Genomic DNA, 12,895 nt, shown 5'->3' with positions numbered 1-12,895 from the left:
CGTGACGACCGTCCGGCTCCCGCTCTTCCCCTTGAACACGGTGCTGTTCCCGGGGCTCGTGCTTCCGCTCAACGTCTTCGAGGAGCGCTATCGCGCCATGATGCGCGAGCTGCTGAAGACCCCGGAGGACGAGCCGCGCCGGTTCGCCGTCGTGGCGATCCGCGACGGGTACGAGGTGGCGCCGAGCGCGCCCGGCATGCCCGATCCGACGGCCGTGCCCGCGCGCGGCCCGGCGGCGGGCTTCGGCGCCGATCCGCTGCGCGCCTTCCACAAGGTGGCCTGCGTCGCCGACGCGGCGACGATCCGGGAACGGGCCGACAGCACCTTCGAGGTGCTGGCGACCGGTACGACCCGGGTGCGGCTGCTGTCCGTCGACGCCTCGGGGCCGTATCTGACGGCCGAGTCGGAGCCACTGGCCGAGGACCCCGGCGACGGGGCGGGGGCGCTGGCCGAGGGCGTGCTGCGGTCCTTCCGCCAGTACCAGAAGCGGCTGGCGGGGGCACGGGAGCGGTCACTGACGACCGGCACGGACCTGCCGGACGAGCCGGGTGTCGTCTCCTACCTGGTCGCCGCCGCGATGATGCTGGACACGCCGACGAAGCAGCGGCTGCTCCAGGCGCCGGACACCGCGTCCCGGCTCCGTGACGAGCTGAAACTGCTGCGCGCGGAGACGGCCGTCATCCGTCATCTGCCGTCGTTGCCGGCCGCGGAGCTGACCCGCGGTCCGACGAGTCTCAACTGACCCACGAATTCACTGGAGCACAGGCGGGAATGGCGAAGAAGTCCAAGAAGCAGCAGTCGGGGGGCACGCCCGCGACGGTGGCGCTCACCGCGGCCGGGGTGCCGTTCACGGTCCACTCCTACGACCACGACCCCTCCCACCCGTCGTACGGCGAGGAGGCGGCCGAGGCGATGGGGGTCTCGCCGGACCGGGTCTTCAAGACGCTGGTGGCGGACGTCGACGGCGTGCTGACGGTGGCGGTGGTGCCGGTGGCGGGGCAACTGGACCTGAAGGCCCTCGCGGCGGCGGCCGGCGGCAAGCGGGCCGCGATGGCCGACCCGGTGCTGGCGGAGCGCACCACGGGGTACGTCCGCGGCGGCATCTCGCCCCTGGGCCAGCGCAGGAAACTGCCCACGGTGGTGGACGAGTCGGCCACCGCGCACGAGACGATCTGCGTCTCGGCAGGCCGCCGCGGCCTGGAGGTCGAACTCTCCCCGGCCGACCTGGCCGACCTGACATCGGCGACCCTGGCCCCGATCGGCCGCGGCTGACCCGCTACCCGGCCAGTCGTGCCTCCCCAGTGCCTCAGAGGCCCGGGAGGTACCCCAGGGCGATGGGGGTCCCCCCGCTCATGGGGCCCCGCTCATGGGGGTCCCCCCGCTCGAGCGAAGCCGAGAGTGGGGGAGGAGCCGAGAGTGGGGGAGGAGCCGAGAGTGGGGGAGGAGCCGAGAGTGGGGGAGGAGCCGAGAGTGGGGGAAGGCGGGCGCGACGGCGCCCCGTGAGCGCCGGGCCACGCGAACCCCCGGGCCCGGCAACACCGGAAAGCTACGCCCCCGGCTGCGACACGTACGGCTCCGCCGGCGGGAACTGCTCCGGATCCCGGGGCCCGAACAGCCCCGTCAGCCCCAGGTGCAGCACCAGCGCCGCGAACGGCCACGCCAGCAGCGCCCCCTTCGCACTCAGCTTCAACGGCGCGTCGAACGTGACCCCCTCGCCCACGCTCCTCGCCTGGGCGATCACGTCCGACGCCGGCCCCAGCCACACCCCGAGCCGCCAGGCCAGCACCGACCCCAGCAGCCCACCGACCGCCAGCGCCACCACCAACGGCACGCCCCCACGCCGTCGCACCAGGAACACGGCGAGCGCGCTCACCGCACCGAACCCCAGCGCGAGCAGCGAGAACGTCCCGTCCACCCCGATGCCCTGCTCACCCTCGGAGTCCTTGAGGTAGACGACCCAGTTGTCACCGACCACGTCGCCCACCAGCGGCACGCGCGGCGCCAGCCACCACCACAGCACCCCGAGCAGCACCCCGCCGAGCGCAACCGCCACCGCGGTCACGGCGGCCTCGCGTATCTCCGCCTTCATCCCGGGGCCGTCCTGTTCGTCCCACCAGGCGTGCCGCGGGTGTGCGGCGTCGCCGGTCTTCCCGTGCGGGTACGCTGCGGCCGCCTGCTCGTGCGGAGGCGGTGGTGGTGTCAGAGGTGCGCTCACCCCGCCATCGTGCCAGGCCCGGCTGTGCGGCGCGTCACCGGACGGCTGCCCTGCGGTACGCCCAGGTCGCGACGGCCAGCGAGATCACGCCGACGCCACCGCACACGGCGAGGTCACCGAGCACACGCGCCCAGTCGGGATGCGGTGCGAAGGTCCGCGCGAAGGCCTCGACGCCGTACGTCGACGGCAGCAGGTCCCGGGCGAGGCGCACCACCTCCGGCATCCGCTCGGCCGGCAGCACACCGAGCAGCAGCGCGGCCGACATGCCGAGCTGGCCCAGCAGCGTGGCCACCTCCGCGCGGGGCGCGAGCAGGCCGAGCGCCGCACCGAGTCCGGCGAGCGCGGCCCCGGCGAGCGGGATCACGGCGGCCAGCACCCACAGGTTCGCCAGCGGCAGCCCGAACAGCACGCACCCGAAGACGGCGGTCACCATGGTCCCCGGCACGGTGAACGAGGCGTACGCGCCCGCCGCGCCCAGCACCACCGCCGCCGGCGGCACCGGCAGCGTCGCGTAGTGGTCGAGCCCGCCGCTGGCCCGCAGCTGCCCGAAGTACTGGGCGAGCAGGTTCAGCGCGACGAAGGCGACGACCAGGACCGCCGAGCCGGCGACCACGGCCCGCGCCTCGCCGCCGCCGTCCACGACCCCGCGCATCAGGATCATGATCCCGACCGACTGGAAGGTCGCCACGAACAGCAGCGGTATCCGCGCGACCCGGGCCCGGGACAGCTGGGCCCGGTACACGGCCGCCAGCGACGGCCACAGCCGTGCCCGCGGGCCGAGTCCGGCCGGTTCCGGCGCGGCCCCCTCCATGGCCAGGACGCCGCCCGGCACGACATCGGCGGGTACGACACTCACGTCGTGCTGCTCCCCTTCGTTCGGAGGTTCGCCCGAAACCGCTGCGGTCCCGTTCCGTACGGATGTCGCGGCCCGTGTGCTCATGCCTTCACCAGTCCCTGTCGTACGGCGCCGCCCAGCGCCAGGTAGACGTCCTCCAGGCTGGGCGTGGCCAGCGTGAAGTCGTCCAGGGCGGCGAAGGCGGCCCCACCGGTGACGGTGGCGACGACCGTACGGGCCTCCTCGGGCGCGAGCCGCAGGGTCCAGCGGCGGCCCGACTCGACGACCCGGTCCCGCAGTGCGGCGACCTCCGGCACGTGCAGGGGTGCCGCCTCGCGCCACACCAGATCGACCCGGACCTCGCCGGCGACCCGCTCCTTGAGTCCGGCCGGGCTGTCGCAGGCGATGACCCGGCCCCGGTCGAGCACGGCGACCCGGTCGAGCACGGTCTCGGCCTCGATGACGTTGTGGGTGACCAGCAGCACGGTGGTGCCGTGCTCGGCGCGGCGCCGGTCGACGGCGGACCACACGGCGCGCCGGGCCACCGGGTCCATGCCGGTGGTGGGCTCGTCCAGGACGAGCAGCGGCCGCTCCCCCACCAGCGCGGCGGCGAAGCAGGCCAGCCGGCGCTGGCCGCCGGACAGCTTCTTCAGCGGGCGCCCGGCGATCGGGGTGAGCCCCAGTTCGTCCAGGACGTCGTCCCGCTCGGCCCGTGCCCGCCGCGCGTCGAGCCCGCGCAGCCGTCCGGTGGTCTCGGCGGCGAGGGACACGGTCAGCTCGTCGAGGGCGCTGGACTCCTGGCCGAGGTAGGCGAGGATGCGCGCGGCGCGCTCGGGGTGGCGCACGATGTCGTGGCCGAGGATCTCGACGCTGCCGCGGTCGGGCCGCATCAGCCCGGTCAGCTGGCGCACGAGGGTGGACTTGCCGGCGCCGTTCGGCCCGAGCAGTCCGAAGATCTCACCGCGCCGGATGTCGAGCCCCACCTCGTCGGTGGCCCGGACCTCGGGCGTCGCGGGGGCCCCGCGCCGGCCGCGCACCGCCGGATAGGTCTTGGTCAGCCCGCGCACCGCACACACGACATCACCGCCGTGCCGGAATCCCTGTGCCGCGCGCGTATTCACAAGGAACGAGCCTACGGGGTCGGCGACCCCGACCCGCCCTCGGGTCGCCCCGGTGTCCGCGAACCCGCCCCCACCGCCCATCGGCCCGCCCCTCGGTCCACCGGGCCGGGTGGTGGACGGGTGCGGGCCGGAGGGCGGGAGCCCTCGGGCGAGGGCGCGGGGGCGGAGCCCGCGGACCGGCCCGCTCACTCCTCGGCGGGAGCCCTTTCCGTGCCGGTGCGGAGGTCCAGTTCGCGCCAGAAGCCCGCCCGAATGGCGTAGCGGTCGCGTTCGTCGATCTGGTCGTCCTTGTGGGCGAGGAGACCGAAGCGGGCCGCGTAGCGGAGCAGCTCGCCGTCGACGCGGTGCGGGATGCGGGGGTACATGGCGGACAGCTTCTGGATGTGACCCTGGTCGCCGAGCCGCTCCACCCAGCGCCGGGCGAAGACCTGCCCCACCTCGAAGGGGTCCCCGCCGACGGTGGTGATGTCCTCCTCGCGGTCGGCCCACCGCTGCTCCGCCGTGGTCAGCTGGGCGAGCGTCGGCATGGAGGCCGCGTCCGGCGGCTCGGCGGCCGGCCGGTCGACCCAGCCCTTGTCGGAGGACCAGCGCAGGGTGGCGGAGGCGGGCTGCTGGGGCGGGTGCGGGCCGGGGCCGCGCAGTGCGGCCAGGTCCTTGGGGGTGGGCACGCCCTTGGCCGTGGACGTCCGTTCGGCGGTGCCGTTGTGCCCGGCGGCGGCCGGGTGCTGCGGCTCCCGGTCGGTCCGGTCGGCCGTCGCGCCGAGCGCGGACTCCGGCAGCGGGGCGGAGAGGATCGCGGCGATCTCGGGCCGCGGCACGGGCGGCGGGGCGCACACCCCGGTGTGCTCCTTGGCCCGTACGGCCCGGGTGATCCACGCCCGGTCCAGCACCCGGCGCTCGTCGGCCTCGGCGACCAGGTCCTCGGACTGGTTGTAGTCGCCGTCGGCGGCCTGCACGGCCCACAGGTGGACGGCGACGCCGTGCTCCTTGGCGGCCATCATGCCGGGCAGCAGGTCGCCGTCCCCGGTGACCAGGACGATGTCGGAACAGGCGCGGTTGCGGGCCAGTTCGGTCAGTTCGGCGTGCATCGCGGCGTCAACGCCCTTCTGCGCCCAGCGGCCGTCGCTGCGGGTCAGCGCGCCGAGCCGGACGGTGACCCGGGGCATCACGCGCAGCCTGCGGTGCTCGGGCTGCGGGACGCGGTCGGGGGCGCCGTCGAACCAGTAGATGCGCAGCAGCGGCTGCCGCGTGTCGGACTCGGCGCGCTCGCGCAACCCCTGGATGAGGGCCGCGTGGTCGACGGTGATGCGGGACCGCGACGGTTCCCCGGCGAGGAGACTGGCGGCGGCCCCCAGCAGATACCCGGCGTCCACCAGGACGATGCAGCGGTCCACGCGGTCCACCCTCTTTCCGGGAGGTTTGCTTCGGGCTTGCTTCGAGTCTGCCCGACCACGCCGGGGTTAACGGCCCGAACTCGATCTTCGGCGTGGCGTTTCCCCACTTCCTCCCCGATCAGCCCGGTCACACACGGTAATTGTCCGACATGCGTCCGTCATCGGGCCGTGTGAATCTGGTTCCGGCCCTGGCCCCTAGTCCCCCACAGGAGGCACCACCATGGCCAAGAACAAGAACCGTGACCGTAAGCAGCCGCAGGCCGAACGCGCCCAGCGGGCGGCCCAGCCGTCCGCGATGGAGACGCCGGACGAGCAGCGCACCACACAGGTCGTGCCCGGCGAGGTCGGCCGGGGCAACGGCCGGCAGAAGCGCTTCGGCCACAACTGACATCCGCGTGACGGGCCGTTGTGGCCCGGGCGCACGAAGCTCCACGCACCGAAGAGGGGCGCACCCACCGCGGGGTGCGCCCCTCACGCACGTCGGGCGGGCCGGCCTAGCCGGCCAGGCAGGACGGTCCGAGGAGGACCTTCAGATCGCCGAACAGGGCCGGGTCCGGCTTCACCCGGTGCCGGTCCAGGCGCAGCACCGTCGTCTTCGTCGGCCCCTGGAGCTTGATCCGTACCTCGCTGTCGCCCTTGTGGTGGGTGAGGATCTCGCCGAGCCGGCTGACCATCGGCGGGGTCACGCGGGTGGCCGGGATGGTGAGCACCACGGGCGCGTTGGCGCCGGCGTTGGACAGGTCGGGGACCATCAGCTCCATCGCGACCAGCCGCGGCACGTCCTCCCGCTTGTCGAGCCGGCCCTTGACGAACACCACGGCGTCCTCGACGAGTTGCGTCGAGACGAGCTGGTACGTCGCCGGGAAGAACATGCACTCGATGGAGCCCGCGAGGTCCTCCACGGTGGCGATCGCCCAGGCGTTGCCCTGTTTGGTCATCTTGCGCTGCAGGCCCGAGATGATGCCGCCGATGGTGACCACCGCGCCGTCGCCGAAGTCACCGCCGGTGAGCTGGGAGATGCCCGCGTCGGCCTTGTCGGACAGCACGTGCTCCAGGCCGAACAGCGGGTGGTCGGAGACGTAGAGCCCGAGCATCTCGCGCTCCTGGGCGAGCAGGTACGTCTTGTCCCACTCCTCGTCGGTGAAGGTGACGTCGAGGCCGAAGCCGGGCTCGCTGGTCTCCTCCTCGCCCATGCCGCCGAAGAGGTCGAACTGCCCCTCGGCCTCCTTGCGCTTGACCGCGACCACGTTGTCGATCATCGGCTCGTACTGCGCGGTGAGGCCCTTGCGGGTGTGCCCCAGGGTGTCGAAGGCGCCGGCCTTGATCAGCGACTCCGTGGTGCGCTTGTTGCACGCGACCGCGTCGACCTTGTCGAGGTAGTCGGGGAAGGAGGCGTACTTCCCCTTGGCCTTGCGGCTCTTGATGATCGACTCGACCACGTTCGTACCGACGTTCCGCACTGCCTCCAGGCCGAAGAGGATCACGTCGTCGCCCTGGGCGGCGAAGTTGTGCACCGACTCGTTGACGTTCGGCGGGAGCACCCTGATGCCCATGCGGCGGCACTCGTTGAGGTAGATCGCCGACTTGTCCTTGTCGTCCTTGACGGAGGTCAGCAGCGCCGCCATGTACTCGGCGGGGTGGTTCGCCTTGAGGTAGGCGGTCCAGTACGACACCAGTCCGTACGCGGCGGAGTGCGCCTTGTTGAAGGCGTAGCCGGCGAAGGGCACCAGCACGTCCCAGAGGGCCTGGATGGCCTCGTCGCTGTAGCCGTTCCCGCGGGCGCCGGCCTGGAAGATGGTGAAGTTCTTCGCCAGCTCCTCCGGCTTCTTCTTGCCCATCACGCGGCGGAGGATGTCGGCCTCGCCGAGCGAGTAGCCGGCGATGATCTGGGCGGCCTTCTGCACCTGCTCCTGGTAGACGATCAGGCCGTAGGTGACGTCCAGGACCTCCTTGAGCGGCGCCTCCAGCTCGGGGTGGATGGGCGTGATGTCCTGCTGGCCGTTCTTGCGCAGGGCGTAGTTGGTGTGCGAGTTCATGCCCATCGGGCCCGGCCGGTACAGGGCCGACACGGCGGAGATGTCCTCGAAGTTGTCCGGCTTCATCAGCCGGAGCAGGGAGCGCATCGGGCCGCCGTCGAACTGGAACACGCCGAGGGTGTCGCCGCGCTGGAGCAGCTCGAAGGTCGTGGGGTCGTCCAGGGGCAGCGACAGCAGGTCGATGTCGATGCCCTTGTTGGCCTTCACCATCTTGACGGCGTCGTCCATGATGGTCAGGTTGCGCAGGCCGAGGAAGTCCATCTTCAGCAGGCCGAGCGACTCACAGCTCGGGTAGTCCCACTGCGTGATGGTCACGCCGTCGGTGTGCCGGACCCAGACGGGCACGTGGTCGGTGATGGTCTCGCTGGACATGATCACGCCGGCCGCGTGCACGCCCATCTGCCGGACCAGGCCCTCCACACCGCGCGCGGTGTCGATGACCTTCTTCACGTCCGGCTCGTTCTCGTACATCCCGCGGATCTCGCCGGCCTCGGAGTACCGGGGGTGGTTCGGGTCGGTGATGCCGGAGAGCGGGATGCCCTTGCCCAGGACGTCGGCCGGCATCGCCTTGGTGAGCCGGTCGCCCATGGCGTACGGGTAGCCCAGCACGCGCGCGGAGTCCTTGATGGCGTTCTTCGCCTTGATGGTGCCGTACGTGCCGATCATGGCGACCTTGTCGGCGCCGTACTTCTCCGTCACGTACCGGATCACCTCGACGCGCCGGCGCTCGTCGAAGTCGATGTCGACGTCGGGCATGGAGATGCGCTCGGGGTTGAGGAACCGCTCGAAGATCAGGCCGTGCGGGATCGGGTCGAGGTCGGTGATGCCGAGGGCGTAGGCGACGATCGAACCGGCCGCGGAGCCTCGGCCGGGGCCGACCGCGATGCCCTGCTTCTTCGCCCACATGATGAAGTCGGCGACCACGAGGAAGTAGCCCGGGAAGCCCATCGAGATGATGGTGTCCATCTCGTACTCGACCTGCTTCATGCGGTCGTCCGGGATGCCGTCCGGGAAGCGGCGGTGCATGCCGCGCATGGTCTCCTCGCGGAACCAGCTGACCTCCGTGTAGCCCTCCGGGATGTCGAACTTGGGCATCAGGTCGCGCTTGGTGAACATGCCCGTGGTGTCGACCATCTCGGCGATCAGCCGGGTGTTGGCGCACCCCTCCTGCCAGGCGTCCGAGGAGTCGATGGCGTACATCTCGTCCGTGGACTTCAGGTAGTAGCCGGTGCCGTCGAACTTGAAGCGGTCCGGGTCGGAGAGGTTCTTGCCGGTCTGGATGCACAGCAGCGCGTCGTGGGCGCCCGCCTCGTGCGCGTACGTGTAGTGCGAGTCGTTGGTGACCAGGGGCGGGATGCCGAGCTTCCGGCCGATCTCCAGCAGGCCGTCGCGGACCCGGTGCTCGATCTCGATGCCGTGGTCCATCAGCTCCAGGAAGTAGCGCTCCTTGCCGAAGATGTCCTGGTAGTCGGCGGCGGCCTTGAGCGCCTCGTCGAAGTGGCCGAGGCGCAGCCGGGTCTGCACCTCGCCGGAGGGGCAGCCGGTGGAGGCGACGATGCCCTCCGACCACTTCGCGATGGTCTCCTTGTCCATCCGGGGCCACTTCTGCAGCCAGCCCTCGGCGTACGCGTCGGAGGAGAGCCGGAAGAGGTTGTGCAGGCCCGTGCTGTTCACGGCCCACATCGTCTTGTGGGTGTAACCGCCGGAACCGGAGACGTCGTCCCGCTTCTGGTGCGGCTGGCCCCACTGGATCTTGCGCTTGTTGCGCCGGGACTCGGGCGCGACGTACGCCTCGATCCCGATGATCGGGGTGACTCCGGCCTTCTGGGCGGAGTGGAAGAAGTCGTACGCCCCGTGCAGGTTGCCGTGGTCGGACATGGCGATGTGCGTCATGCCCATCTCGTTGCAGGCGTTGAACATGTCCTTCAGCCGCGCGGCACCGTCCAGCAGCGAGTACTGGGTGTGGACGTGCAGGTGCGTGAACGGCGGCTTTGACACGGTGCGGCCTCCAGGGAGAACTCACGGCGACGGGCGGGCGGACGGTCCGGGGGACAGCGTTGAAGTCTATGCCCCGGCACCGACACCGGCAGCGCATCCCGGCGTACCTTCGGTCGGTGGCGCGGGCACTCCCGTGACCCGCCGCGCGTTAGGCAGGGGACGGACCAGCCGTCCCGAGACATCCCGCACCTGGAGGCACCAAGCGATGTCGGTCCCGCAGCTCAACGACGAGCACCGCGGCGAGGAGATCCTCGCCGTCCTCGACACCGCGTTCGGCGAGCTCCTGGCCGCCGACCCGGCCGCGTTCCGGGTGAAGTTCCGGAAGATGGCGGCCTCGGCGTTCGCCTTCTACCGCGGGACGGCGTGCCTCTTCTACCACGACCTGGACGCGGAGAACGCCGGGCGGGACGGCGGGAGCACGTACAGCGGTCCCTACCTGGACGAGCGCACCTCGCGCGTGTGGATCCACGGCGATCTCCACGCGGAGAACTTCGGCACGTACATGGACTCCAACGGCCGCCTGGTCTTCAACGTCAACGACTTCGACGAGGCCTACGTGGGCCCCTTCACCTGGGACCTCAAGCGCTTCGCGGCCTCGGTGGCGCTGATCGGCTACGCCAAGGCGCTCAGCGACGGGCAGATCACCGAGCTGGTCACGATCTACGCGGCCGCCTACCGGGAGCGCATCCACGCGCTGGCCACCGGCGCGAAGAGCGACGAGGTGCCGCCGTTCACCCTGGACACCGCCCAGGGGCCGCTGCTGGACGCGCTGCGCGACGCCCGCTCGCTGACCCGGTTCGGGCTGCTGGACTCGATGACCGACATCCGCGACTTCGAGCGCCGCTTCGCCGCCGGCGGCGGCGCGGTCGAGCTGGACGCCGCCACCCGCTACAAGGTGCTCGCCGCCTTCGACGGCTACCTGGAGACGCTGCCGGACGCCTCCCTGGCCCGCCCGGACTCCTACCGCGTGAAGGACGTCGTGGGCCGCCGCGGCATCGGCATCGGCTCGGCCGGGCTGCCGTCGTACAACATCCTCCTGGAGGGCCACAGCGACGCCCTGGAGAACGACGTGGTGATCTACATCAAGCAGGCCCAGACCCCGGCCGTCTCCCGCCACGTCACGGACCCGGCGATCCGGGACTACTTCCGGCACGAGGGGCACCGCACGGTGATCTCCCAGCGCGCCCTCCAGGCGCACGCCGACCCGTGGCTGGGCTGGACCGAGCTGGACGGCTCGGGCCAGCTGGTCGCCGAGGTCTCGCCGTACGCCGTGGACCTGGACTGGGGCGACATCGACGACCCGGAGGAGATCGCCCTGGTCGTCGCCGACCTCGGCCGGGCCACGGCGACGATGCACGCGGCGGCGGACGACACCTCCGGCGAGTCCCTGGTGCCGTTCTCCACCGAGCGCGCCATCGACGCCGCGATCGCCGCCGACGAGGACTCCCTGGCCCCCCTCCTGGTCGATTTCGCGCACGACTACGGCGCCCGCGCGCGCGGCGACCACCAGATCTTCCTGGACCTGTTCCGCAACGGCAGGATCCCGGGACTCTGACGATCCGCCCGCCCACAGGAACCCTTTAGGGATCCCTTACCGGAGCACGTGACACACTCTTCACCGCCATGGACATATCCGGAACCCAGCTCAGAGCCGTCCGCGCGGCGCTGTTCACGGCCGTCGTCGTGACGCTCAGCACCGCGTCGCACGTGCTGCTGAGCGGGGTTCCGCTGCCGCTGAACACGGTGGCCGCGATCGCCGCCGCCGTGTTCCTGCCGGCGTACGCCCTGGCGGGGCGGGAGCGCTCCTTCGGGCGGATCGCCGCCCTGCTGATCCCGCTGGAGCTGGCCGCCGACACCGTCTTCACCACCGGCCAGCACCTCTGCTACGGCCGGATGGGCGGCCCCGTGGCGGGCCCGCTGCGCTCCGTCGGCTTCGATGTGCTGTGCGGCGACGGCACCAGTGTGGGCGCACCGCTCGCCCGGGCCACCGGACACGCCGCCGAGGGCGGCGACCGGCTGGCGGTCCTGCTCGCCCAGGCCGACCCGGCGATCGCCTGGGCGCTGCTCGGCGCGCACATCGGGGTGGGTCTGTTCGCCGCCGCCTGGCTGCGCCGGGGCGAGCGGGCGCTCGCCCAGCTGCTGAGCGCGGTGGCGGTCACGACGTTCCGGCCGCTGCTGCTCGCGGTCGCCGCGGTGACCGTGCGACGGGCCCCGGAGGTCAGCCGTCCGGCCCGCCCGGTCCACCGCGCCGCCACGGCCCGGACCCCGCTCCTCGCGCACTCCCTGGGACGGCGCGGACCGCCGTGCTCCGCCGCTCTCGCCTGAGACGGCCCCCGTCCCGGCGAGACCTCCGAGCACCAGCGGTCCCCCATTCGTATTCCGCACACGACCGTGTGCGTCCCCCGTGGAGACATCACCATGAGCAAGCGGAACAGCCAGGCGGCGAAGTCGGCGGCCCGGGAGCGGCTGCGCCAGGAGCGCGAGCGCGAGGCGAAGAAGGCGAAGGCCAAGCGGCAGGTCGTCGTCGCCCTGTCGGTGGTCGGCGTGCTGGCCGCGGCCGGCGGCATCGGCTACGCGGTCGTCCAGGCCGGCCAGCCCGACCACTGGGAGGCCGCGAAGGACGCCAAGCTCGTCAAGCCGGCCAACACCAGCGGCAAGAACGGCACGACCGTCGTCATCGGCGAGTCCGACGCGAAGAAGACCCTCGAACTGTACGAGGACCCGCGCTGCCCGGTCTGCGCCTCCTTCGAGCAGACGGTCGGCAAGACCATCGAGAAGGACGTCGAGGACGGCAAGTACAAGATCCGCTTCATAGGCGCCTCGTTCCTCGACCGCAACCTGACCGGCGAGGGCTCCAAGAACGCCCTGAGCGCCCTGGGCGCCGCGCTGAACGTCGGCCCCGAGGCGTTCCTCGCCTACAAGGGCGCCCTCTACTCGGCCAAGTACCACCCCGAGGAGACGGACGACAAGTTCAAGGACGACGCGTACCTGATCAAGGTCGCCAACACGGTGGACGCCCTGAAGAACAACAAGGAGTTCCAGGCGGACGTGAAGGACGGCACCTACGACAAGTGGGCGCTGGAGATGTCCGACGTGTTCGACAACAGCGAGGCCCAGGGCACGCCGACGCTGATGATGGACGGCAAGAAGCTCACCGGCTCCGACGGGCAGAACGCGCCCATGACGGTGGACGAGTTCAACACGGCGGTCGACGCGGCCCTCAAGGCCTGAACCCCGGCCGGCCGACGGCGCGCTGAAGAGCGGGCGAACTTTGGCGGGTTCGCCCGCTCTCACGT

General features: G+C 71.7%; 11 protein-coding genes. 6 read left to right on the top strand and 5 right to left on the bottom strand.

Annotated features, from left to right (window positions below; genetic code table 11):
* Position 1: 1 nt before the first annotated feature.
* Both ACFY3N_RS12385 and ybaK read left to right on the top strand, forming a co-directional pair.
* Positions 2–742, top strand: a complete 741-nt coding sequence (locus tag ACFY3N_RS12385; protein WP_390816585.1) for an LON peptidase substrate-binding domain-containing protein — start codon at positions 2–4, stop codon at positions 740–742.
* A gap of 29 nt (positions 743–771) precedes the next feature.
* Positions 772–1,272 (top strand): Cys-tRNA(Pro) deacylase, encoded by a 501-nt coding sequence (gene ybaK / locus ACFY3N_RS12380; protein WP_390816584.1) that lies wholly within the window; start codon positions 772–774, stop codon positions 1,270–1,272.
* Positions 1,273–1,546: 274 nt separating this feature from the next.
* Here the strand turns inward: ybaK and ACFY3N_RS12375 are convergent, their stop codons facing one another.
* From ACFY3N_RS12375 to ACFY3N_RS12360, 4 genes are all read right to left on the bottom strand, one after another.
* A complete protein-coding gene (locus tag ACFY3N_RS12375; protein ID WP_390816583.1) occupies positions 1,547–2,215 on the bottom strand; it encodes an AAA family ATPase in 669 nt (222 codons plus the stop codon).
* Between the two features lie 34 nt (positions 2,216–2,249).
* Entirely contained in the window at positions 2,250–3,071 is an 822-nt protein-coding gene (locus ACFY3N_RS12370; RefSeq protein WP_390816582.1) for an ABC transporter permease, read from the bottom strand.
* Positions 3,072–3,151: 80 nt separating this feature from the next.
* The gene (locus ACFY3N_RS12365; RefSeq protein ID WP_390816862.1) at positions 3,152–4,126 is read right to left on the bottom strand and encodes an ABC transporter ATP-binding protein; all 975 of its coding nucleotides are present in this window, start codon (positions 4,124–4,126) and stop codon (positions 3,152–3,154) included.
* Between the two features lie 230 nt (positions 4,127–4,356).
* Positions 4,357–5,565, bottom strand: coding sequence for an NYN domain-containing protein (locus ACFY3N_RS12360; protein ID WP_390816581.1), 1,209 nt, complete (start codon positions 5,563–5,565; stop codon positions 4,357–4,359).
* 220 nt (positions 5,566–5,785) lie between these two features.
* On the opposite strand from ACFY3N_RS12360, the gene ACFY3N_RS12355 reads away from it, so the two are divergent.
* Positions 5,786–5,953, top strand: coding sequence for a hypothetical protein (locus ACFY3N_RS12355; RefSeq protein WP_390816580.1), 168 nt, complete (start codon positions 5,786–5,788; stop codon positions 5,951–5,953).
* A 106-nt stretch (positions 5,954–6,059) separates the two neighbouring features.
* Here the strand turns inward: ACFY3N_RS12355 and dnaE are convergent, their stop codons facing one another.
* A complete protein-coding gene (gene dnaE / locus ACFY3N_RS12350) occupies positions 6,060–9,599 on the bottom strand; it encodes a DNA polymerase III subunit alpha (protein WP_390816579.1) in 3,540 nt (1,179 codons plus the stop codon).
* A 205-nt stretch (positions 9,600–9,804) separates the two neighbouring features.
* On the opposite strand from dnaE, the gene ACFY3N_RS12345 reads away from it, so the two are divergent.
* From ACFY3N_RS12345 to ACFY3N_RS12335, 3 genes are all read left to right on the top strand, one after another.
* Complete coding sequence (locus ACFY3N_RS12345) at positions 9,805–11,154, top strand: DUF2252 domain-containing protein (protein WP_390816578.1); 1,350 nt, start codon at positions 9,805–9,807, stop codon at positions 11,152–11,154.
* Between the two features lie 68 nt (positions 11,155–11,222).
* The gene (locus ACFY3N_RS12340; RefSeq protein WP_390816577.1) at positions 11,223–11,924 is read left to right on the top strand and encodes a hypothetical protein; all 702 of its coding nucleotides are present in this window, start codon (positions 11,223–11,225) and stop codon (positions 11,922–11,924) included.
* 93 nt (positions 11,925–12,017) lie between these two features.
* Complete coding sequence (locus tag ACFY3N_RS12335; protein ID WP_390816576.1) at positions 12,018–12,830, top strand: DsbA family protein; 813 nt, start codon at positions 12,018–12,020, stop codon at positions 12,828–12,830.
* Positions 12,831–12,895: the final 65 nt, after the last annotated feature.

The sequence above is a fragment of the Streptomyces sp. NPDC000348 genome, from assembly GCF_042898795.1.
Taxonomy (GTDB): domain Bacteria; phylum Actinomycetota; class Actinomycetes; order Streptomycetales; family Streptomycetaceae; genus Streptomyces.
Note: the sequence above shows the minus strand (reverse complement) of the source record. Positions and strands in the feature narration are given on the sequence as shown.